The sequence below is a fragment of the Acidiferrimicrobium sp. IK genome, from assembly GCF_025499425.1.
GTDB lineage: Bacteria > Actinomycetota > Acidimicrobiia > Acidimicrobiales > Palsa-688 > Acidiferrimicrobium.
Window position 1 is genome coordinate 1 of the sequence record NZ_JAIMCB010000006.1, and the last position, 21,084, is coordinate 21,084.

The 21,084-nt window shown below is 68.3% G+C and carries 21 protein-coding genes, 4 pseudogenes and 1 other annotated feature; of the genes and pseudogenes, 17 read left to right on the top strand and 8 right to left on the bottom strand.

The annotated features are described in order from the left end of the window. Window positions 1-521 (top strand): amidohydrolase family protein (locus tag K6U06_RS11180; RefSeq protein WP_262322017.1); only part of this gene is annotated, 521 nt, incomplete at its 5' end. Between the two features lie 339 nt (window positions 522-860). On the opposite strand, the pseudogene K6U06_RS24690 reads toward K6U06_RS11180, so the two are convergent. The 3 genes and pseudogenes from K6U06_RS24690 to K6U06_RS11200 all read right to left on the bottom strand — a co-directional run bounded on the left by K6U06_RS24690 (window position 861) and on the right by K6U06_RS11200 (window position 3,444). Next, a pseudogene (locus K6U06_RS24690) lies at window positions 861-1,629 on the bottom strand (SDR family oxidoreductase). Next, window positions 1,622-2,152 carry a lipocalin-like domain-containing protein gene (locus K6U06_RS11195; RefSeq protein WP_262322020.1) on the bottom strand — a complete coding sequence of 177 codons (531 nt, stop codon included), beginning with the start codon at window positions 2,150-2,152 and terminating at the stop codon, window positions 1,622-1,624. Before K6U06_RS11195 ends, K6U06_RS24690 begins: the two are co-directional and overlap by 8 nt. A gap of 23 nt (window positions 2,153-2,175) precedes the next feature. Beyond that, the gene (locus tag K6U06_RS11200; protein WP_410051034.1) at window positions 2,176-3,444 is read right to left on the bottom strand and encodes an amidohydrolase; all 1,269 of its coding nucleotides are present in this window, start codon (window positions 3,442-3,444) and stop codon (window positions 2,176-2,178) included. 30 nt (window positions 3,445-3,474) lie between these two features. On the opposite strand from K6U06_RS11200, the gene K6U06_RS11205 reads away from it, so the two are divergent. From K6U06_RS11205 to K6U06_RS11215, 3 genes and pseudogenes are all read left to right on the top strand, one after another. Then, window positions 3,475-4,179, top strand: a complete 705-nt coding sequence (locus tag K6U06_RS11205; RefSeq protein WP_262322022.1) for a trimeric intracellular cation channel family protein — start codon at window positions 3,475-3,477, stop codon at window positions 4,177-4,179. A gap of 150 nt (window positions 4,180-4,329) precedes the next feature. Further along, complete coding sequence (locus K6U06_RS11210) at window positions 4,330-4,722, top strand: hypothetical protein (protein WP_262322023.1); 393 nt, start codon at window positions 4,330-4,332, stop codon at window positions 4,720-4,722. A 21-nt stretch (window positions 4,723-4,743) separates the two neighbouring features. After that, a pseudogene (locus tag K6U06_RS11215) lies at window positions 4,744-5,789 on the top strand (IS3 family transposase); the annotation flags it as partial. After that, window positions 5,028-5,159, top strand: a sequence feature (AL1L pseudoknot). It overlaps the preceding pseudogene by 132 nt. Before the next feature lie 21 nt (window positions 5,790-5,810). Here K6U06_RS11215 and K6U06_RS11220 read toward each other — a convergent pair. The 4 genes from K6U06_RS11220 to K6U06_RS11235 all read right to left on the bottom strand — a co-directional run bounded on the left by K6U06_RS11220 (window position 5,811) and on the right by K6U06_RS11235 (window position 9,039). Then, window positions 5,811-7,871 carry a recombinase family protein gene (locus tag K6U06_RS11220; RefSeq protein ID WP_262322024.1) on the bottom strand — a complete coding sequence of 687 codons (2,061 nt, stop codon included), beginning with the start codon at window positions 7,869-7,871 and terminating at the stop codon, window positions 5,811-5,813. Between the two features lie 6 nt (window positions 7,872-7,877). Continuing rightward, window positions 7,878-8,138 carry a hypothetical protein gene (locus tag K6U06_RS11225; protein ID WP_262322025.1) on the bottom strand — a complete coding sequence of 87 codons (261 nt, stop codon included), beginning with the start codon at window positions 8,136-8,138 and terminating at the stop codon, window positions 7,878-7,880. Next, window positions 8,125-8,601: a hypothetical protein gene (locus K6U06_RS11230; RefSeq protein WP_262322026.1), complete on the bottom strand. Its 477-nt coding sequence runs from the start codon at window positions 8,599-8,601 to the stop codon at window positions 8,125-8,127. Before K6U06_RS11230 ends, K6U06_RS11225 begins: the two co-directional genes overlap by 14 nt. Window positions 8,602-8,790: 189 nt before the next feature. After that, window positions 8,791-9,039, bottom strand: coding sequence for a Y4bD/Y4pK family protein (locus tag K6U06_RS11235; RefSeq protein WP_262322027.1), 249 nt, complete (start codon window positions 9,037-9,039; stop codon window positions 8,791-8,793). A gap of 44 nt (window positions 9,040-9,083) precedes the next feature. Here K6U06_RS11235 and K6U06_RS11240 point away from each other — a divergent pair. Then, a pseudogene (locus K6U06_RS11240) lies at window positions 9,084-9,308 on the top strand (integrase core domain-containing protein); the annotation flags it as partial. A gap of 5 nt (window positions 9,309-9,313) precedes the next feature. On the opposite strand, the gene K6U06_RS11245 reads toward K6U06_RS11240, so the two are convergent. Beyond that, a complete protein-coding gene (locus tag K6U06_RS11245; protein ID WP_262322028.1) occupies window positions 9,314-9,544 on the bottom strand; it encodes an ECF-type sigma factor in 231 nt (76 codons plus the stop codon). 145 nt (window positions 9,545-9,689) lie between these two features. Here K6U06_RS11245 and K6U06_RS11250 point away from each other — a divergent pair. The 12 genes and pseudogenes from K6U06_RS11250 to K6U06_RS11305 form a co-directional block, all read left to right on the top strand. After that, window positions 9,690-9,893, top strand: a pseudogene (locus tag K6U06_RS11250) (IS607 family transposase); the annotation flags it as partial. Further along, window positions 9,893-10,975, top strand: a complete 1,083-nt coding sequence (locus K6U06_RS11255) for an RNA-guided endonuclease TnpB family protein (protein WP_262322286.1) — start codon at window positions 9,893-9,895, stop codon at window positions 10,973-10,975. The pseudogene K6U06_RS11250 and the gene K6U06_RS11255, both read left to right, overlap by 1 nt. Window positions 10,976-11,069: 94 nt before the next feature. Continuing rightward, window positions 11,070-11,315 (top strand): ribbon-helix-helix protein, CopG family, encoded by a 246-nt coding sequence (locus K6U06_RS11260; RefSeq protein ID WP_262322029.1) that lies wholly within the window; start codon window positions 11,070-11,072, stop codon window positions 11,313-11,315. After that, window positions 11,309-11,632, top strand: a complete 324-nt coding sequence (locus K6U06_RS11265; protein WP_262322030.1) for a type II toxin-antitoxin system PemK/MazF family toxin — start codon at window positions 11,309-11,311, stop codon at window positions 11,630-11,632. Before K6U06_RS11260 ends, K6U06_RS11265 begins: the two co-directional genes overlap by 7 nt. A gap of 578 nt (window positions 11,633-12,210) precedes the next feature. Next, entirely contained in the window at window positions 12,211-13,641 is a 1,431-nt protein-coding gene (locus K6U06_RS11270) for an ABC transporter substrate-binding protein (RefSeq protein WP_262322031.1), read from the top strand. A 33-nt stretch (window positions 13,642-13,674) separates the two neighbouring features. Further along, complete coding sequence (locus K6U06_RS11275; protein WP_262322032.1) at window positions 13,675-14,619, top strand: ABC transporter permease; 945 nt, start codon at window positions 13,675-13,677, stop codon at window positions 14,617-14,619. Then, entirely contained in the window at window positions 14,616-15,539 is a 924-nt protein-coding gene (locus K6U06_RS11280) for an ABC transporter permease (RefSeq protein ID WP_262322033.1), read from the top strand. The genes K6U06_RS11275 and K6U06_RS11280 overlap by 4 nt, the downstream gene beginning before the upstream one ends. Continuing rightward, window positions 15,539-16,534: an ABC transporter ATP-binding protein gene (locus K6U06_RS11285; protein ID WP_262322034.1), complete on the top strand. Its 996-nt coding sequence runs from the start codon at window positions 15,539-15,541 to the stop codon at window positions 16,532-16,534. The genes K6U06_RS11280 and K6U06_RS11285 overlap by 1 nt, the downstream gene beginning before the upstream one ends. Then, window positions 16,531-17,343, top strand: a complete 813-nt coding sequence (locus tag K6U06_RS11290) for an ABC transporter ATP-binding protein (protein WP_262322035.1) — start codon at window positions 16,531-16,533, stop codon at window positions 17,341-17,343. Before K6U06_RS11285 ends, K6U06_RS11290 begins: the two co-directional genes overlap by 4 nt. Beyond that, a complete protein-coding gene (locus tag K6U06_RS11295; RefSeq protein WP_262322036.1) occupies window positions 17,340-18,548 on the top strand; it encodes a M20 family metallopeptidase in 1,209 nt (402 codons plus the stop codon). Before K6U06_RS11290 ends, K6U06_RS11295 begins: the two co-directional genes overlap by 4 nt. Further along, window positions 18,545-19,627, top strand: coding sequence for a P1 family peptidase (locus tag K6U06_RS11300; RefSeq protein ID WP_262322037.1), 1,083 nt, complete (start codon window positions 18,545-18,547; stop codon window positions 19,625-19,627). Before K6U06_RS11295 ends, K6U06_RS11300 begins: the two co-directional genes overlap by 4 nt. Further along, window positions 19,624-21,084, top strand: a complete 1,461-nt coding sequence (locus K6U06_RS11305) for an aldehyde dehydrogenase family protein (protein ID WP_262322038.1) — start codon at window positions 19,624-19,626, stop codon at window positions 21,082-21,084. Before K6U06_RS11300 ends, K6U06_RS11305 begins: the two co-directional genes overlap by 4 nt.

Genomic DNA, 21,084 nt, shown 5'->3' on the forward strand with positions numbered 1-21,084 from the left:
ACCAGCAGGCGCACGATCTAGGCCTAGAACTCGACGTTCTGCCGGAGAGAGTGCTGACCTGCTGGCGGCTCAGCGACCAGCCTCACTCACTCAACCAGCGAGGTGGTCGATCCCCATTAGCCGAGATGCAGGCCGGGACGCTCCCGTGCCAGGCGGTGTGGAAGTTCAGCCGCGACAGCCGGGCGATCATCGACGCGCAGCAGCTACTGGCAGCAAGCCACGTCAAAGTCGCCTACGGGACCGACTGCGGCATGTTTCCCTTCAGCCACGGCATCTTTGAGTTCCAGGCCATGGTCGCGGCCGGTCTGAGCCCTCTACGGGCGCTTCGGGCCGCGACCTCGGTCGCGGCTGAACTGCTCGGCCGAGACGACATCGGGGTGCTCGAGCCGGGAGCCTCCGCTGACATTGTCGCCATGGCGGGAAACCCCCTCGAAGACATCGCCGCAACCGCCGGCGTCGACTTCGTCATGCGATCCGGGCTAGTGCATCGCCATCCAGCGCAAGAAGCTCCACATGGCTGACGCCACCGCAACTGGAACGGCCATCCCAACCACCCGTTGATCCGGTCCTTCGAGCCGGGAGAGGACTGGTGGTGCTACCCGGACCAGCTGTCTTTTGAGGTGGACGGCGCTCCTCTGGCTCCGTCCCACGCCTACAGGCTCGGGTCAAGGTGACGGCATCGCGCCGCTGGCCGGCTCCGAAGCCCGGCGCTCTCACCGCCGGCAATCGCCGGTTCGCCCAAGCGGAGGAAACGTGAATGACCGCGGATGATTCCGCTGTGGTCGATGACCGCGGCAGGTCCGCTACGGGGGCGGACCGTTGCGGACCCCGGCCCACCAGCTTCGTGAGGCTGGTCGATGTCACACCGCCGTCTGGGAGTCGCCGTCGATGGGGACGGTCTGCCCGGAGATCGACTTGGCCCGGTCGGAGGCCAGGAACACCCGCCAAGGCGGCGATGTCGGCCGGGTCGACGAATCGCTTGATGGCCTGCACGCCGAGAGCGTCAGCGCTCACCTCCTCGAGGGATCGTCCGCTGGCCTCGGCCCGGCCCTGCAGGACCCGGCGGATGCGGTCGCCCTCGACCGCGCCGGGGGCGATGACGTTGGTGCGGATGCCGTCGCCGCCCAACTCGAGGGCCAGGGTCTCGGCGAAGGCGATCAGGCCGCGCTTGGTGGTGGCATAGGGGCTGCGGCTGGGGTAGCCGAACCGTCCCCCCCAGGGACGACATGAACAGGACCACGCCCGCAGCGGACTGCTTGAGATAGGGGATGGCCAGGCGGGTGACGTTGAACGTGCCGGTCAGGTTGACGGCCAGTACCTGTTCCCACTGGTCGCGGTCGAGGGTCTCGACCGGGGCGGTGGGCCCGGAGATCCCGGCGTTGTTGACCAGCACGTCGATGCCGCGAGGGTGTCGACTGCGGTGTGGATGAAGGCCTCGACCGAAAGCCGGTCCGAGACGTCGCAGACGGTACCGGTGATGGCCTCGTGGGCTTCAGTGACTGCGTTGAGGGCCTGCTCGTCGATGTCGCAGATGTGGACCCGGTCTCCTTCGGCCGCGAAGGCCTCTGCGATGGCCAGGCCGATGCCGCTAGCGGCGGCTGTCACTACAACCCTGCGCGGGTCACTCATGTGGACTCCTTTTTTGGCGCGGTTGCTCCGACGGCGGCGGGAGGCGCCGTCGGGGGAAGGATGGATGGCCTAGTTTTGCTCGGCGCCGCCACACGAGGACCGAGTTGACGGTCTTCCCGGCGGACTGGATGGGGCTCTCGGTGCCGAGGTGCAGGGTGTCGCCTTCGATCGAGACCCGCCGGGGTTGGGTCTGGCCGGTCCAGTTGGGGAACAGCGACACCAACATCGAGTGGGTGAGCGTGCGGTGCTCCTCGTCGACGTGGAAGGGTCCGGAGTAGGCGATATAGGAGCTGGCCTCGGCCTGGTAGTCCTCCGGGGTGCCGGCGAACCAGTCGCCCGAGGCAAAGCTCGCGCGGTCCGGCTTGGACAGCTGCGCGGACATGTACCCGTCGGGGGTATACATGATGATCCCCTGCGGTTCGGGGCCGAGCGGCTCGAACGGCTCGGAGCCGTCTACCGGTATCTCCTGATAGGACACCAGCTTCCAAGCGCCGATCAGCTGGTCTCGCAGACTTCCGGCCATTGCGCTTCCTCCTGATCCAGCGGTTAGGTGTGCAGGGCGTCGAGGGCGGCGACGATCATGGTTTGGACACCGGTGTCTATGGTGGGGTGCAGGACGGGGGCGAATTTCGGGTTGTGGTTGGTGGGGATGTCTTGGGCCACGCGGCCGGCGGCTTGGGCGGCCCGGTAGGTGTCGGGATCGGTGCCGCCGACATACCAGAACACCGATGGGACGCCCCATTCGGTGCCGAACGAACCGAAGTCCTCGCTGGCCGAGTACGGCGCGGCCAGCTCCCCGACGCGGTCGTCACCGAAGTGGGCTCGCAGCGCGGCCGCTACCCGTTCGGTCCGCCCGGCGTCGTTGACCGTCAGCGGGTAATGCTCAGTGGTGGTGATCTCTGGGGGCTGCGGCGCCGCTGAGGCTTGGGCTTCGGCGTTCACGATGCGGGTGATGGCGTCGAGGGTGCGGCGCCTGACCGCCTCGTCGAAGCTGCGCACGTTGATCTTGAGGATCGCGTCGTCGGGGATGACGTTGTCCTTGGTCCCAGCCTGGAGGGCTCCGATGGTGACCACCACCGCCTGCGACGCGGCTGTCTCGCGAGACACGATGGTCTGCAGGCGCATGACCGTCGCGGCCGCCATGACCACCGGGTCCACGCTGGACTCGGGCATCGAGCCGTGCGCGCCCCGACCGAACAGACGGACCTGCAGACTGTCCGCGGCGGCCTGGGTCGTGCCCGGCCGGTAGCCGACATGACCGGCGACACCGGGCATGACGTGCTGCCCTAAGATCACCTCCGGTTTCGGGAACCGCTCGAAGAGGCCGTCGTCGATCATGGCCTGGGCGCCCTGGGCGGTCTCCTCCGCCGGCTGGAACACGGCCATGACGGTGCCGTTCCATGACCCGGCCGCCTGGGCCAGGAGCCTGACCGTGCCAGCCAGCCAGGTGACGTGCATGTCATGACCGCAGGCGTGCATCACCGGCACCGGGTTGCCTTCGCTGTCGGCGGCGACCTCGACGCTGGCGTAAGGCAGCCCGGTGGCCTCCTTGACCGGCAAGGCGTCCATGTCCGCCCGCAGCATCACCGTCGGGCCCTGCCCGTTGCGGAGCAGTCCCACCACCCCGGTCCCGCCCACCCCCGTGGTCACATCGAAACCGGCCCGCCGCAACTGGTCGGCTGCTTTCCCGGCCGTGCGATGCTCCTGCAGGGACAGCTCGGGATGGGCGTGCAGGTCCCGGTAGAAGGCCTCCAGATCACCCACGACGCCATCCAAACCACCAAGGACCGACCCGGTCTTGCCGTTATCGGACATGGTCACCTCCCGTGCGCAAGGATGCCACGCATGGTCCAGGGCTTTGACCCCACGCTCATCCTGTGGCTCAACCTAATCGGCACCTTCGTGTTCGGCCTCAGCGGCGGCCTCGCAGCAATCAAAGCCCGCCTCGACCTCTTCGGCGTGCTGGTCCTCGCCTTGGTGGTCGCCCTGGCCGGGGGCATCACCAGAGACCTGCTCATCGGTACCCCTCCGGCCACGTTCCGGGACTGGCGTTACCTGGCCGCCGCGGGAGCCGCCGGGCTGGTGACCTTCGCCGCCCGCTTCCTGCTAGAGCGGATCTGGAACGTCATCCAGGTCCTCGACGCCGCCGGCCTCGCCCTGTTCTGCGTCACCGGGGCCGCCAAAGCGATCGAGTTCCGGCTGGGGCCGGCCCAGGCGATCATCCTCGGCGCCATCACCGCCATCGGCGGAGGCATGCTCCGCGACGTCCTCATCCGCCAAGTCCCCACCGTGTTACGACACGACCTCTACGCCGTCCCCGCCCTCGCCGGCGCCGCCGTCCTGGCCGCCGCCCACGGCGCCGGCACCAACAGCGAGGCGTACCCACTCATCGGCTTCGCCGTCTGCTTCGCCACCCGCATCATCGGACTGCGATACAACATCCAACTCCCCGGGTCAGCCAGCCAGCGGCGCCTCCAAAGCGCCAAAGACGCGGAGTCGCTCCACGCCGACCACCAACGAGACGAGCGCGACCAGCGCGAGGCCGACTAGACGACGGCGTCGTCGGCGACCCCCGGTACCGACGGGGTCGAGCGCGGGCGTGGCTCCGACCGCTCCCCGGGGGTTGTGAACTGTTCGCCAGGACGGGTGATTCTGTTTCAGCCGAGGGTTGGTGTCGCACCCTCTCGCCATGATGGTGGCGTGAAGTTGTTCGGGTGGGCGAGGCTGAACGGGGTGAGCTGCCAGAGCGCCGCTCGTTGGTTGCATGCGGGCGTCGTGCCGGTGGTCGCTTATCAGCTTGCTACCGGCATGATGCTGGTGGGTGAGCGGGCTGTAGTTGCTGGTGGCGTGGCGGTCTATGCCGGTGTGTGGTCGGCGGACGAGCGCGGCGACGTGGACCGCCGGGTGGCCGGGCTGGTGGAACACTCGACCGGTGTCGGGGTGGCTCCTGCCTGGGTCGTCTTCGAGGTCGGTTCCGGCGTAAACGGCTACCGCACGAAGTTGGTCGGGCTGTTACGCGACCTAGCAGTGGGCGCCATTGTGGTGGAGGACCGGGATCGACTTGAATCACCCTGGATCCACCGGAGGCTCTGATCTCGCAAGGGAGACTGAGCTGTGCCAGCACCACGAAAGTACGACCAGGAGACCCGTGACCGGGCAGTGAGGATGTATCAGGACCGACGACGGGAGAAGCCGACGGAGTCGGGGTCGCAGGCTCGAAGGCGTGTCGGTGAGCTGCTCGACGTCAACGCCGGAACGCTGCGGGGGTGGATCGAGCGGGCAGAGATCGACGCCGGGGAACGGCCCGGTGTCGACTCGACCACCGATGCCCGGATCAAGGAACTCGAGCGCGAGAACTCCGAGCTGCGTCGTGCGAACGAGATCCTGAAGACCGCGTCAGCGTTTTTCGCTGCGGCGGAGCTCGACCGCAAACTTCGCTGATCGTCGCCTACATCCACCGGTTCAAGGACCGTTTCGGGGTCGAGCCGATCTGCAGGGTGCTCTCCGCGCACGACATGCCGATCGCCCCGAGCACCTACTACGCCCACCTGGCCGACGGGTTCGTGTCCCAAGCAGAGTGGGACGACGCCCATCTGGCCAACCAGCTGTTGGACATCTGGACGCTCAACCGCCGTCTGTATGGGGCGGAGAAGCTGTGGACCGCCGCGCTCGACGACGGTTTCAGCGTCGGACGGGACCAGGTCGCCCGGCTGATGAGGCTCCTCGGCATCGAGGGTGTCCGCCGGGGCAGGCACCGGACCACGACGACTATCCGCGACCCCAAAGCGCCTCGCCACCCCGACCTCATCAAGCGGGACTGGGGTGCGGTGGTCCGACCGGACCAGTGGTGGGTCGCCGATTTCACCTACGTGTGGACCCTGGCCGGGTTCGTGTACGTCAGTTTCGTGACCGACGTGTTCTCCAGGCGGATCCTGGGTTGGCGGGTCTCGACGTCCAAGACCACCGCCCTGGTCCTCTCCGCGCTCGAGCAGGCCCTCTTCACCCGTCGCCGCCACAACAGCCGGTTCACTTCGACGGGGCTGGTGCACCACTCCGACGCCGGGTCGCAGTACACGTCGGTCACCTTCACCGAGGCGCTCATCGACGCCGGAATGGCGCCCTCGATCGGTACTGTCGGCGACGCCCTTGACAAGGCGATGGCTTCATAGTGCGCTCCTTGTCTATGTAGGGATGGGAAGGCGGTCCCGGAACGGTGTCCCTTGTCGTTTGATGAGTCGGGGGTCGCCGGGTTCGGGCGGGTCGAAGAGTCGGATGTTCTTATCGTTGGCTTGGTGTGATTCGAGCAGGCCGGCGTGGTGCCAGGCCTTGATGGTGGATGGGTGCACGCCGAGGCGGTCGGCGAGCTCGGTGATGGTGAGCAGTCCTCGGGCTCGGAGCCGTTCGAGGTGGCTGGCCAACCCGTTGCAGCGGCGCAGGTGTAACACGATGTTGGGCGTGAAGGGCTGCCCGGTCCCGGAGCGGTGACCGGTCTGGTTGAGCAGCTCGGCGGCTTGGGCGTCGGTGTGGTCGTCGAGGAGCCGGTCCAGTTCGGCCAGGGTGGCCGGGTCGGTTTGGCGGGCCTGCCAGCTGGTGAGCGGCAGAGGCAGGGCGAGGCTGGTGGTCTGGCCGCCTTTGAAGCGGACGTGCAGGTCGATGTGGTCGGTGCGGATGATGGTGACGTCTTCGATGAGTAGTCGGGCCATGCGTTTGCGTTCCCGCTGGGGGGTGGCCGGGTCAGACCACAGGGCGGGGAAGTCCGCGGCCAGGGACCGGATCCGTTGCTTGTGCTCGTTGGTGAACGCGGCGCAGGCGGCGGTGGCGGCTCGTTCGTAGTCTTCTTGGGCTTCACGCAACTGGCGCAGAGCGTCGTTCCAGTCGGCCTCGAGGGTGTCGGCCACGAGCCGGTTGTCGGGGTCGACGGCCAGGTAGCGGCGGCGGGCGGTCTCGGCGCGATGCCGGGCCCGTTCCACATGCGTCTTGCGTAGTGCGTCGGCTTCGTCGGCTCGGGTTTCGAGTTCGGCTTGGACGGTGAGGGCGACTTCGAGGGCGAGGGGGGTGACGGTGTCGAGCAGCAGCTGTCCGATGGCGGCATCGATCGCTTTGCCTGAGATCGATGTGCAGGGGGTGACGCCGTCTCTGATGGCGGCGCGCATGCAGCGATAGTCGGGGACTTCGACACCGGCGCGGAGGTGGTAGGCGACGCTCATGCGACATCCGCAGCGTCCGCAGACGGCCAGTCCCTGGAGGAGGGCGTTGCCTTCCCGGGCTGGTCCGGACGCCCGCTCCGTGCCGTGCGCTCGGGCGTTGTCGGCTAGGAGTTTCTGGTTGAGCTCGAAGGTGTCCCAGGTGATGTATCCGGGGTGGGAGTCGGGGATCAGCGCCGTCCACTGTTCGCGGGGGAGTCGTTCGACCCTGAGGCGGCCGCCCGGTCCGGGGCGCTGTCGGAGCCGGCCATAGACGAACGCTCCGGCGTATCGGGGGTTGTGCAGGACGCGTAGCACCCGGTCGTGGCGGAGCGGTGTCCATGACAGTTCGCCCTTGTGTGCTCCGCTGCGGATGCGACCCGGGAACCGTAGTCCTTCGCTCCGGAAGGCCTGGACCACGGCGCGGGCCGATCCGGTGCGGGCGAAGACGGCGAAGAGGTGCCGGATGGCTTGTTGCACTCCTGCGTCGGGGTCGAGCACGGTCTTGCCGGTCGGGTCATAGACCAGCCCGACGGGCAAGATCATGGGCAGTTCACCGCGGCGGGCCTTGGACAGCTGACCGCCGCGGAGGCGGGCCCGGATGAAGTGCAGCTCGGCTTCGGAGAGGGTTCCTTTCAAGCCGAGCAGCATCCGGTCGTTGAAGTCGGCCGGGTCATATAGGCCGTCCTCGTCACAGATCAGGGTGTCGGTGAGCGCACAGATCTCCAACAGCCGGTGCCAGTCGGCGTTGTTGCGGGCCAGACGGCTGCATTCCAATCCGAGCACGATCCCGGCCCGGCCCATGCTCACATCGGCGACCAGGCGTTGGAAGCCTTCGCGGTCGGCGGCGGACGCCCCCGAGTGCCCCTGGTCGACGTCGACCACGATGATCTGCTCTGCCGTCCATCCCAACGCCGCGGCCCGCCGGCGCAGATCGTATTGGCGGAGCGTCGACTCGGTGTTGTTCAACACCTGGCGCAGGGTGGACTGGCGGACATACAGATAGGCGGCCCGGCCCAGATGCGTGGCCTTCACCTTGGTGGGGGCTTCGATGCTCACCGGCGTTCACCCGACCACGGCGAGAGCCATCGAGGCGAGCACGCCGACCAAGTCGCCGCCCAGGCATTCAGTGCCGGTCGGCCGCCCGGCCGGTCGGGAACCGACAGGGGGAATGCTCCGGCTGGTCCGCAGCCATGCCGCCATCCCCCGACCCTGGAGCAGGGCGACGCCGTGACGCCAGCCGGCCGCATCCCCGCCCAGGGCCTGAGCGCGCAGGGCCTCATAGCGCTCCACGTCACCGTCGCCGCCGCCCTCATCGGGATCCACCACTTTTGGGCCGGCGGGAACGGGCCAGGGCTCGCTCCACCGAGCGCGGGTGGACCCGCAGCCCGAAACGCCCCTCGATCGCTTCGACCAGGTCACCGGCCCGCAGGTCCGGGGACTCTCCCAGGCGTTGTTCGACGAAGGCCACTACCTCCTCGGACATCTTGTGAGCCCGCCGAGGACCCGGACGGGCCGGGACCAGCGCCGCCAGCCCACCGGCGTCGAGCGCGGCTGCAGCCTCGTAAAACGACGGGCGGGAGAACCCGTAATCGGCCACAGTGCGGCTCACCGCGTCGCCTTCGACTCTCACCCGGCGCACCATCTCGTACTTCACCTGCACCAGATCCCGGGCGTCAAGGAACTCCGAAGACGCAAACGCCGGGTCGCGCACCGCCTCAGGGCGGGGGTTCAAGCAGCGCTCCTCCCGCAACGCCTGAACCTTCGGGTCCTCCCTACGTCGAGCCATGCGCTCCCTCCCGGCATCAGGACTACAACAGTGTAAGTCCTATTATGCCGACATCGGAACAGCTGTCAAGCGCAGCCGACGGAACCTTCGCCCAGTTACCGGTCAACAGTGGCGCCCTAGCCAACTCATCCACTACGCCTGCCTAGCAGCGGTGACATAATGAGCTTGACACTAACGGCATAGTTCGCCTTACACAGCGTCGGGAGGCATCCCGTCGATGAGCTCCGCCAAAGCCAGCAGATCCACCACCCGGAACGGGCAACGGCCGCCTGACATGGTCACGAAGACATCCGGCTCGGCCGCATCGGTCCACGACGTAGGAAGCGACTTCATAGTCCCGTCGTCGCCGAAGAAGAACACCCGATCCTGCCGCCAGGTCTGCTGCACGACCACGAACGGGAACTCCCGGCCCGACCACGGATGGAACGGATGAGTCACCCGAACAGTTCGCTGCTCACCGGATCCTTCAGGTGCATTCGACGGCAAGGTCCAACGCCCTGCAGGAGTCGACCATCGGCTTGTACAAGACCGAGCTGATCGACCACGAACGGACTGCCACCTGGTCCGGGGCGGCAGAGGTCGAACGGGAGACGGCCGGCTGGGTGCAGTGGTTCAACGACACCCGCATCCACCACTCGATCGGGCGGATGTCACCGGTCCGTTACGAGACCCTCTGGGCCGCCTCGCTGACCGCCGAGAGCGCCTGACCTGATCAGACCGGCAGCGGCGGCTCCCGCCACGTCTCGCCGGTGACGGGACTGTGGCGGAGCCACCGGAACCGGCGGTGAGCGGCCTGCGCGGACACGCCCAACGCCGAGCCGATCTCCGCCCAGGTGCAGCCGGCGTCCATCGCTGCCGCCACCGCCATGTCACGTTGGGACTCCATCGCTGCGAGACGTCCCGAGGCGGTCTCCAGCTTCTTCAATGCCCGGGCCTTGCTCACCCCTATCAACATACGTTGATCAGAGAGAGTCGTCAACAACCGTTGACAGATTCGGCATCGACCGATACAGTCACCACTTCCCCAACCAAGGGGCGTTTGCCGAAACCCAGCCTCCACGAAACCCAGGGCGATTCAACTGGCTTGCTTCGGGGTGGAGTATCTCGAGGCAGTGTTGGCCGCCCAGGGCTGCCGCTTGGTAGTGGTTGATAGCGCGGAGGTCACAGACGACTTGGTGCGCGACATGGTGGAGGTGTTCGCCAGCTTCTGCGCCGGTTTCTATCGACGACGCTCGGCCAGAAGGCGGGCGGAGATGGCCGTTGTCGTTGCGGGGAAGGTCCAGGCCCCGTGATGCTGGTCTACCAGGCGTATCGCTTTGAGCTGGACCCGAACAACCACGCCCGCTCAGCGTTGGCTTCTCATGCTGGTGCTGCCCGGTTTGCCTATAACTGGGGTGTGTCCCTGGTGAGCAACCACCTAGCGGCCCGCCGGGCGCTCGTGGCGCTGGCCGTCCGCCAGGGCGCTGGGGTGGGAGAGGCCGGGGAGTGGGTCGATGGCCTACTCGGCCCCTTGCCTTGGACGTTGCCGGCGCTGCGGCGAGCCTGGAACCAGGCGAAGGCCGAGGTAGCACCGTGGTGGGCGGAGAACTCCAAAGAGGCGTACAACTCCGGGCTCGACGCTCTGGCCAGGGGCCTGGACGCCTGGTCCAAGTCCCGCCGGGGGGCGCGCCAGGGTCGAAAGGTCGGCTTTCCCCGCTTCAAGGCCAAGCACACCCGGCGAAGCTTCAAGGTGACCACCGGGGCGTTCGGGGTGACAGACGCCCGCCACATCCGCCTGCCCCGCATCGGGGTCATCCGAACCAAGGAGCCGACGACCAAGCTGGCCCGGCTCCTCGACGCCGGTGCTGGCCGGGTGCTTTCGGCAACCGTGTCGCAGGCCGCGGGGCGCTGGTATGTGGCCTTCGGGGTCGAGGCCGAGCGGGGAGCCGACCATCGGGCAGCGCACGGGCCGCCTGTGGGTGTTGACGTGGGCGTGAAGTCCCTGGCCGTGCTCTCCACCGGTGAGGTCGTCGAAAACCCCAAGCGTCTCTCCAACTACCAGCGGCGCATGGCCCGGCTTCAGGCGCAGTGCTCGCGGCGGCGCGGCCCGGCCAAGGGCCGGGCGGCGTCCAAGCGCTGGCAGCGCTCCAAGACCCGCCTGGGCCGCGCTCATGCCAAGGTTGCCCAAGCCCGCGCCGACGGGCTCAACAAGCTGACCACCGGCCTGGCCAAGAACCATGAGACGGTGGTGGTCGAGGACCTGAACGTGGCAGGGATGACCGCCAGCGCCAAAGGATCGGGCCGCTGGCGGGGCAAGGCCGGGCTGAACAAGACCCTCACCGCCACCCGGCAACAGGTGGCTCCGAAGCCCGTCCTCGTCGGAAGTGACAGATGAGACAGATTTCGGAACGGCCTGCCCTCAGGCGAGTCCGGTCGACCTGGGAGACACCGTCGTGCTTTCCCATAACCATATGGCATACCATATGGTTATGGGACGGAAAGAGGTGCTCGTACAGCTCGACGACGATCTGATCGACCGACTCGACCGACTCGCCGACAAGCAAGGAACGAGCCGTTCGGAGCTACTGCGACGCGGCGCCTCTGCGGTCCTCGAAGCCGCCGAGCACGCCGAAGCTGACCGGGCCCTGCAGGAGGCCTACCGGAGGGTGCCTCAGGATCCCGCCATCGTCGCCGCCGCTTCCCGGCTCGCGGCACTCACCGCCCCCGAGTGGTAGAGCGCGGCGACATCGTCTGGGCAGATCTGGGGCCACCAGCCGGGCGGCGACCGGTCTGTGTCCTCACCCGAGACGCAGCGATCGCGGTTCTCACCGCGGTCACGTGCGCGCCGATCACCCGGACGACCCGTCGTATCCGGTCAGAGGTTGAGATCGGGGTCGCCCAGGGCCTGCCCGATCAGAGCGTCATCAGCTGTGACAACCTGATCACCATTCCGACCATGCTCCTGGAGTCAGAACCAGTTGGCCGCCTCGACCTCGACGCCCGGGTCAGGCTCGACCAAGCGCTCCGCTACGCCCTCGATATCCAATACTGACTGAACTGGTGGTCGGCCGTCCGGGACACCGGGCCCGATGTTCGCTGCGCGCATGTGGCCCCCGCCGCTTCCACGCCACGAGGTCGGCGGCGGGGACGAGAACCCACCGCCTCGTCCGAACTGGGCTCCTCGGCAGCTGCGCTGGTCACGCTGGGCACGGTGTCGCGCCTCTGTTGGGCGCTCGCGCCGGTGGGGAGGTGCGCGAAGAGATGGCCATCCCGGCTGTGCGCGCTGGGAGCTCGGCATGCCGGATAAACCCAGATTGCGACGCTGCGCTTCAACGACGATGCGCGACGCGCCCATCCGATTGAACTGGTCCGACCAGTTCACTTAGCCCTTGACCTCCCGTTCACCCCCTGGTTACTGTTCGTTACGGGGGCCACGCACCCGTGGGCCTGCCACAGGGAGGAAAGATGAATCGCTTGGGGAGGGGAGCAGCCGTCGCCTGCTCGCTCAGTGCGGCGTCGTTGCTGGCTGCGGCGTGCGGCGGGAATAGCGGGAACGGAGGATCCGCTCCGGCGGCGTCGCCCGGAACCAGCGGCGCGTCCGGCGGCGGGTCACTGGTCGTTGCATCCGCGGTGGCCCCCCCGACGTTGGATCTCACGTCGAACCCGGCGGCGGCGATCGACGAGGTGCTCGACTACAACGTCTACGAGCACCTCGTGCAGCTCGACCCCAAAGGCAAGGTCATCCCGGTCCTCGCGAGCTCGTACACGACGTCGCCCGACGGGCTGACCTACACGTTCACGGTGCGCCAGGGCGTCAAGTTCTCCAACGGAGACCCGATGACGCCCGCCGACGTGGTGTTCAGTCTGCAGCGGGCGTTGGCGCCGGGGTCCAAGTACCCCTACGCCAAGCTGCTCTCCGACGTCAAGAGCGTCGCCGCTGCGGGCGCCTACCAGGTGGTTGTCACTCTGACGAGTCCGAACAACCAGTTCCTCTACGACCTGGCGGCGTACAGCAACGGCGTCGTCTTGGACTCGAAGGCCGTGGGGACCATAGCGACGCAGCCGGTGGGCACCGGCCCTTATGTGTTCCAGTCGTTCCGTCCCAACTACAGCGTCGCGCTGAGCCGGAACCCGGATTACTGGGGGACCAAGCCCGGTGTCAGCACCGTGACATTCCGCTATTTCTCGAGCTCGAACGCCGAGAACAGCGCGCTGCAAAGCGGACAGGTCCAGGTCATCGACAACCTCGAGAACCCGCAGGACGCCGCCCAGTTCAAGGGTAATTCCTCGTTCAAGATCATCGCCGGGCCGACCAACGGCAAGATCCAGATGACGCTGAACAACGGCTCAGGACCGTTCAGCAAGCAGCAGGTGCGCGAGGCGGTCGCCTACGCAACCGACAAGAAGGCCATCCTGCAGTCGACAGGGGCAGGCTACGGAACGGTGATCGGAAGTGATGACGTGCCGGGCGATCCGTGGTACGACCCGTCCCTGGCAAACACCTACTCCTACGACCCAGCCAAGGCCAAGCAGCTGCTGGCGCAGGCCGGCTACCCGAACGGGTTCTCCGCCACTCTCACCCTCCCGCCCTACGGGTACGCCACCAATGCGGGACCGCTGGTGCAGGCCGAGCTGAACGCCGTTGGAATCCATACCACCATCAGCCAGGTGCAGTTCCCGCTGTGGTTGAGCCAGGTGTTCAACAGCAGCAACTTCCAGATGACGATCATCAACCATGTGGAGGCGCGCGACATCTCCAACTACGCGAACTGCTCCTACTACTGGAAGTTCGCCGGATGCAACCAGGTCGCGTCGATGCTCGGGACCGCGGAAAAGGCCACCGATAAGTCGCAGGAGGTCGCGGGCTTCAAGCAGGTTGCCACGCTCATCGCCCAGCAGGCGGTCAATGACTTCCTCTACAACCCCGACCAGGTCACCGTCGCCAAGAGCGACGTGACGGGTCTCCCGAGCTCCGGGCTCACCGAGTCGTTCGACCTGGCCAACGCTGCGATCGGCGGGAAGGTGTCCGCGGCGGCGAGCGGGCAGGGGTATGCCCAGTGAGCGCCGGGCGCTGACGATGACAGGGCGTTGCTGATGGTGCGCTTCGCTGCTCACCGTCTGGGCATCCTGGTGCTGTCGCTGGTGGGCGCGTCGGTCCTCGTGTTCGGGGCCTTGACGCTCCTGCCCGGGTCTCCGGCGCAGGTCATCCTGGGCACGCAGGCCACTCCCCAGTCAGTGCACCACCTGACCGTCCAGCTGGGCTTGGACAAGCCCCTGTGGCAGCAGTACTTCGATTGGCTGCACGGGATGGTGACCGGCGCTTTGGGTACGTCTTACGTGTCGCAGCTGCCGATCGGGACCCAGATCTGGCAGGCGCTGCAGGTGACCGGGCCTCTGGTGCTCTTGGGTCTGGTCATCGGGCTGGTGATCGCCATACCGCTCGGCCTGTTCGGTGCGTTGCTGCAGGGGCGTGCCACCGGCGCGGTTCTCGGCGCCATCGGACAGGTCGGGCTGGCGGTCCCCACGTTCGTGGGGGGAACGCTGCTCATCATCGTCTTCGCCGTGGAGTTCCACGTCCTGCCCGCCAGCGGGTTCCCGGAGTGGTCACATCCGGGATCGGCATTGAAGTCCCTGCTGCTGCCGGCGATCAGCCTCGGTGTCGTCGAGGGCGGGATCATCAGTCGCTACCTGCGAACATCGGTGCTCGACTTGCTTCAGTCCGACTACCTGCGGACGGCCCGGATGAAGGGACTCAGCATGGGCCAGGCGCTGCGCCGCCACGGGCTTCGCAACGCCATGCTCCCCCTGGTCACCGTCGGCGGCCTGGAGCTGGCCGGTCTCATCGTCGGTGCGATCGTGGTGGAGAACGTGTTCACCCTCCCCGGGATCGGAACCCTGCTGCTGACATCAGTCAACAATCGCGACCTGCTCGTGGCGCAGGACATCGTCATGTTCGTCTCGGGAACGGTGCTGGTGCTCAACCTCCTCGTCGACCTGTCCTATCGCCTCCTGGACCCCCGGCTGGCGGGTCGGTCGTGAGCGCGCAGGCCGAACCCGCCGGGGCCAGCGGTCCCGCCGCGGCCGTCGCCGGGACGGCGGGCAGCGCCGGGCCCGAGGTGGTGGGCGGCCCAGCCGTCGGGACTCGCCGTCGGGTTCGCAGCTTCTCCCTCGTGGCCGGCGGCCTCATAGTCGCACTGATCATCGTCACCGCGTTGGTGGCCTTGATCTGGACGCCTTACCCTGCCCTGGCTGTGGACCCGGCGGGGCGCCTGGCTGGATCGAGCGGCGCCCATCTGCTCGGGACCGATCAGTACGGCCGCGATGTGCTCAGCCGGCTCATGAGCGGGGCGAGGATCACGCTCTACACCGGGTTCATTTCGGTCCTGGTGGCCACAGCGGTCGGCATCCCGGCTGGTCTGGTCGCCGCTCTCTACGGCGGGGTCGTCGGGCAGGCGGTCCTCCGGCTCACCGACATCCTCTACGGGTTCCCGGCCCTCCTCGCGGCGATCGCGCTGTCGGCGGCGCTGGGCGCATCCACGACTACCGCCATGATCGCCATCGGCGTCGCTTACATCCCCGTGTTCGTCCGGGTCACCAGGGCCAACGCCCTCGGCGTGCTGGCGTCGGAATACGTGATGGCGGCCAGAGCCTACGGGCGGCGCCCTTGGGCGATTGTTCGCCGCCACGTTCTCCCGAACATCGCGACGACCATCGTGGTGCAGATGTGCCTGCTCTTCTCGCTGGCGATCCTCGCCGAGGCGGCACTGGACTACTTGGGGCTCGGCACCCGGCCCCCGGCGCCGTCATGGGGCAGCATGCTGCAGCAGGCGCAGGGCTATCTCCACAGCGATCCGGCCCTCAGCCTGTGGCCCGGACTGGCCGTCTTCGTGGTCGTGCTCGGGTTCAGCCTTCTCGGTGACGGGCTCGCCGAGCTGTTCGACGTGAGAGCGAGGCGCTGATGGCGGCCCTTTCCGTCCGGGACCTCAGCGTGCGGGCGCAAGGCCTGGAGTTGGTCCGCGACGTCTCCTTCGAGGTGCATTCCGGTGAGCGGGTTGCGCTGATCGGAGAGTCAGGGTCGGGCAAGTCGCTCACCGCCATGGCGATCGTGGGGCTGCTCGGACGCGGTCTCAGCGCGTCGGGGGAGGCGCGTCTGGGCGACGAGGATCTACTCGGCGTCTCCGAGCGGCGCCGCTGCCAGCTGCGAGGCGACCGGATCGCCCTGATCTTCCAGGATCCCATGACGGCTCTCGATCCGACCATGCGGATCGGGCGGCAGGTCGGTGAGGCACTGCGCCAGCACCGCGGTCTCAGCCGCCGCCAGGCCGCGGAGGCGGCCGTCAAGCTCCTTGCCCGAGTCGAGATTCCCGATCCCGCCCGCTACGCCCACTCGTACCCCCACCAGCTGTCGGGGGGTCTGCGCCAGCGGGTGATGATGGCGATCGCCATCTCCTGCGATCCCGACGTCATCCTCGCCGACGAGCCGACGACCGCGCTCGATGTCACCGTGCAGCGCCGGGTGCTCGAGCTGCTGGATCGGCTGGTTCGCGAGGAGGGCTCCGCCCTGCTGCTAATCACTCACGATCTGGCGGTCGTGAGCGAGATGTGCGACCGGGTGGTCACGATGTACGGCGGTCGGGTGGTCGAGAGCGGGTCGGTGGAGTCGATGCTCACGGCACCGCAGCACCCCTACACGGACGCTCTGCTGGCGGCATCATCAGCGGTTTCAATCGACGGCGCCAGCGGCGAGCCGCTGCCCGCCATCGCCGGGAGCGTGCCGGCCGCAGGCCAGTTCCCGCCGGGCTGTCCTTACCGTGACCGTTGCCCCCGGGCTTCGCAGCAGTGCACGACCATGCCCCCCCTTGAGGCAGTGGGTGACCGCACCGTCGCATGCTGGCATCCCGTCGGCCGCGAGGAACCGGCGGCGGGGATCACTACCGAAGGGACGCTCAAGTGAGCGGCCCGCCGGCGGTGCTCGAGGTGCGTTCCGTCGCCAAGACCTACGATCCGAAGCGCCGCGCCGGCCACGAGCCGAGTTGGGCGCTGCGAGGGGTCAACCTTTCCGTCAACGAGGGCGACACCCTCGCCATCGTGGGGGAGTCGGGTTCGGGGAAGTCGACTCTCGCTCGTATCGTCACCGCGCTCGAGCGCCCCACCGAAGGATCGGTGCTGTACCGGGGGGAGACCGTCAGCGGCCGGCGGGAACGGGATCTACGGGATTTCCGCAGGCGGGTGCAGATCGTGTTCCAGGACCCGATGTCATCGCTCGACCCGAGGATGAAGGTGCATGACATCCTGGCGGAACCTCTCCGCTCCCTCGGGCTCGTAGACAACGAACGCGAACAGGTGCGGACGCTTCTGGCGTCGGTGGAGCTGCCCGACTCCGCTGCCGCCCGGTACCCCCACGAGTTCTCGGGAGGGCAGCGGCAGCGCATCGCGATCGCCCGGGCGCTCGGACCTTCGCCCGAGCTGCTGGTGGCCGACGAACCGGTTAGCGCCCTCGACGTCTCGGTCCGGGCGCAGATCCTCAACCTTCTGAGCGGACTGGTCGCCGACCTCGGCTTCACGCTGCTGTTCGTCTCCCATGACATGGCCGTCGTGCGTCACCTCTGCCGCAGCGTCATGGTGCTGTACCAGGGGGAGGTCGTCGAGCAGGGGCCGACCGACGCAGTCTTCAAGGACCCGCGGGCGGAGTACACCCGCAGCCTGCTCGACGCGGCTCCTCGTATCCGACATCGGAGAGAAAGAGGAGATGCGAGTTCATGACCGTTGAGATGCCCCAACTTGTCGTCGACGACGACGTCGTTGACTTCACCCAGCAGCTGGTGCGGATCCGCAGCGTCTACGACCCGGTGGCCGGCACCGACGAGTCGGCAGCCGCGGAGCTGGTAGTCAGCAAAATGCGGGAGTTCGGCTGGGCCCCGACCGTCACGGAGGTGGCGCCGGGCCGGCCCAACGTCGTCGCCGACGTGGACGGAGGCGGAGGACCGGGGCCCATCCTCGCGTTCGAGGGTCACCTCGACGTGGTCACCGAAGGGAACATGGCGACGTGGACCGTGGACCCCTATGGCGGGGAGATACGCGACGGCCGGCTGTACGGCCGGGGATCCGCCGACATGAAAAGCGGCGTCGCAGCGATGCTCTACGCCGTCAGGGCGCTCCAGCTGGCCGGTCCCTTCGCTGGCCGGATCAGGGTCATGGCGCTCATCGACGAGGAAGGCATGATGCTCGGAGCCAAGCATCTCGCGGCCTCCGGTGGTCTCGAGGGCGTGGACGGCGTCATCGTCTGCGAGCCCGAAGAGGGAGAGATCTGCACCTCCGCCAAAGGCGCACTACGGGTGCGCGTCGACATGCACGGCAAGATGGCGCACGGGGCGATGCCCCAGCACGGAAGGAACCCGCTCCCCGCGGTTGCTCGCCTGGCCGCCTGGTGTGGGGACTACCAGGACAAGCTGCAGGCCGAGACCGGGACCCACCCTCACCTCGGGGACGTCTACGTCACCCCCACCGTGCTCAGCGGCGGGTCGCTCGAGCAGATGAACGTCATCCCCGCCGTCGCCACTGTGGCACTCGACGTGCGCACCGTCCCCGGCGTCGACCACGCCAAGATCGTCGAGGCGGTGACCGACGCCGCCAACGACTTGGCGGCGGCGGCTGGAGTCACCGCGGAGGTGGCGGTCATCGACGACCGCCCGAGCGTCGAGGTCGACCCAGACCACCCCATGGTCCGGGCGCTGGCCGAGGCGCACCGCGCCGTGACGGGCGAGGAGCCCAGGTACGGCGGCGTGCCCGGCTCCACCGACGGCACCGTGCTGACCCGCGACGCGGGCGTCGCGACGGTGGTGTACGGGCCGGGCGGAAAGTGGATCGCCCACCAGTCCGACGAGTACGTCGAAGTCGACGAGATCCGCCGGGCCACCGCCGTGTTCGCTGAGGCGGCCAGACGGTTCCTCTCCCGGGTGGTGGAATGACCGGAACGTGGGTGGCGGGACCGACCAATTCGATCGTCGACGTTGACGGTCTGCGCGTCGGTCACCACACCCGCACCGGCAACGGATGGTTGACCGGCACGACTGTGGTGGTCGGCCCGCCGGAGGGGATGGTCGGCGGTGTCGACGTCCGCGGCGGCGGCCCCGGCACCCGGGAGACCGACGTGCTGGGGCTCACGACCGCGCAAACGCCGGTTCACGCAGTGGTGCTCGGCGGGGGAAGTGCTTTTGGGCTGGCGGCTGCCTCTGGGGTGGCCGACTCGCTCGAAGAGGACGGCGTCGGCGTGGAGGTGACGACCCCCTACGGCACCATGACGGTCCCGATCGTGCCCGCTGCCATCGTGTTCGACCTTGGCCGGGGCGGCGACCCCAAGTGTCGCCCAGACCCCGGGTTCGGTGCGGCCGCCTACCGGGCGGCCTCGACGGAACCGCCTGCCCAGGGCTGCGTCGGAGCAGGAACGGGCAGCGTCGCCGGCGCGATCAAGGGAGGTATCGGCTCGGCCAGCGTGGTGATCGACGGCGCCGTGACGGTGGCTGTGATAACCGCGGTGAACGCCGCCGGGTCCGCGGTGGACCCGGCGAACGGGGAGTTGTACGGGGTCCGCTTCGGCCTTCCCGGCGAGTACGACCGGCTGCGTGCGCCTGCTACCCCCGAACTCGACCGGGCCCGCGCCGGCGGTCAGGTCCACCCTCCGAGCGCCCACGCCCCCGCAGGGCCCGCCCCGCTCAACACCACGATCGGGGTGGTGGCTACCGACGCGGTGCTCACCAGGCCGCAGTGCACCAAGCTCGCTGCGGTAGTCCACGACGGTATGGCCCGGGCCCTGCGCCCCTGTCACAGCATGCAAGACGGCGACAGCGTCTTCGCCTTGGCGACCGGGCGAGGGCCCTCACCTGACGACGGGTTGTTCTTCTCGATCCTGGCGGCCGGCGCCGACTGCTTCGCCAGGGCCGTCGTCAACGCCATGCTCGCTGCGACCTCTGTGACCACTCCGGTCGGGTCGTGGCCGTCATATCTGGATTTGATGCCGTCGGCGATGGAAGCGAAAGGACAGCAGTGAACCAATTCGATCCTCCTTACCCATCCGGTCTCCCGATCGGTGACGGGTGGCTCGAGCCCGCCGCGACCGCGCCGGTGACGTTCCCCTACGACGGAAGCCTGATCTGTGACGCCCCGGTCGCGGACGCGTCGCTGGCCCACCGCGCCGTCGACGAGGCTGTCGCGGTAGCCGGCGATGTCGCGGCCGCCGCCGCCCACCGCCGCCGGAGCGCGCTCGAGGGAGTCAATCGCCGGCTCGCCGCTCACCGCGAGCAGTTCGAGCACCTCCTGGTACTAGAGAGCGGCAAACCCCTCGTCGACTGCCGTACCGAGGTGGCCCGGACCCTCGTCACATGGTCCGCGGCGGCCGACGAGGTCGGGCGCATCCACGGAGAGACCGTCGCGTTGGACGCGGCGCCATCAGGCGAGGGGCTGCTTGGCTTCTGGGTGCGTAAGCCGGTCGGCGTGGTAGTCGGAATCGCCGGGTTCAACTACCCGCTGCTGCTCGCCAGCCACAAGATCGCTCCGGCGATCGCCGCCGGTTGCCCGGTGGTGATCAAGCCGGCCCCGCAGACCCCCCTGGCGACGCTGTGGCTGGTCCATCTCGCCCGCGAGGCCCTCGCGGAGGCCGGCCTGCCGCCGGCGGCAGTGCAGATGGTCTCCGGCGACGCGTCGGTCGGCTCCGCGTTGGTCACCGATCGCCGGATCGGAGCTGTCTCCTTCACCGGTTCCGCGGCCGTCGGCCACCGGATCGCCCGCGATGCCGCGCCGACCAAGACGCTGCTCGAGCTCGGGTCGAACGCCGCTTTGGTCGTGGCAGCCGATGCCGACCTCGACGCGGCCGTGGACGCCATCGTCCGCGGCGGGTACTACGCGTCGGGCCAGGCCTGCATCGCGGTTCAGCGGGTGATCGTGGTGGAAAGCGTCAAAGACGCCGTGGTCCGCCTCCTCGAGAAGCGGATGCCCGAGGTGCGACTCGGGGACCCTCGCGACCCCGAGACGCGGGTCTCGGCGCTCATCGACGACCGATCCGCCGACCGGGTCGAAGCCTGGGTCGGCGCCGCGGTCAACGCCGGTGCCAACCTCCTCGCCGGCGGAACTCGAGAAGGCCGCGCCGTCACACCGACGCTGCTCGAAGGCGTCCCCGACGGCTCGGACGCGTGGGACGAGGAAGTCTTCGGACCGGTGGTCGCCGTCCGCAGCGTCCCCGACATCGACGCGGCGTTCGACGCCGTCAACCGGTCGCGCTACGGGCTGCATGCCAGTGTCTTCACCACCTCACTCGACACCGCGATGTCCGCCCTCGAGCGGCTGGAGGTCGGCGGCGTCATCGTCAACGAGGTCCCCGGCTTCCGCTCCGACACGATGCCCTACGGGGGAGTGAAGGACTCGGGGCTCGGGCGCGAAGGTCCCCGTTTCGCCATCGAAGAGATGACCGTCACCCGCATGGCGGTCATCCGCCTGCCGCGAGCAGCGTAA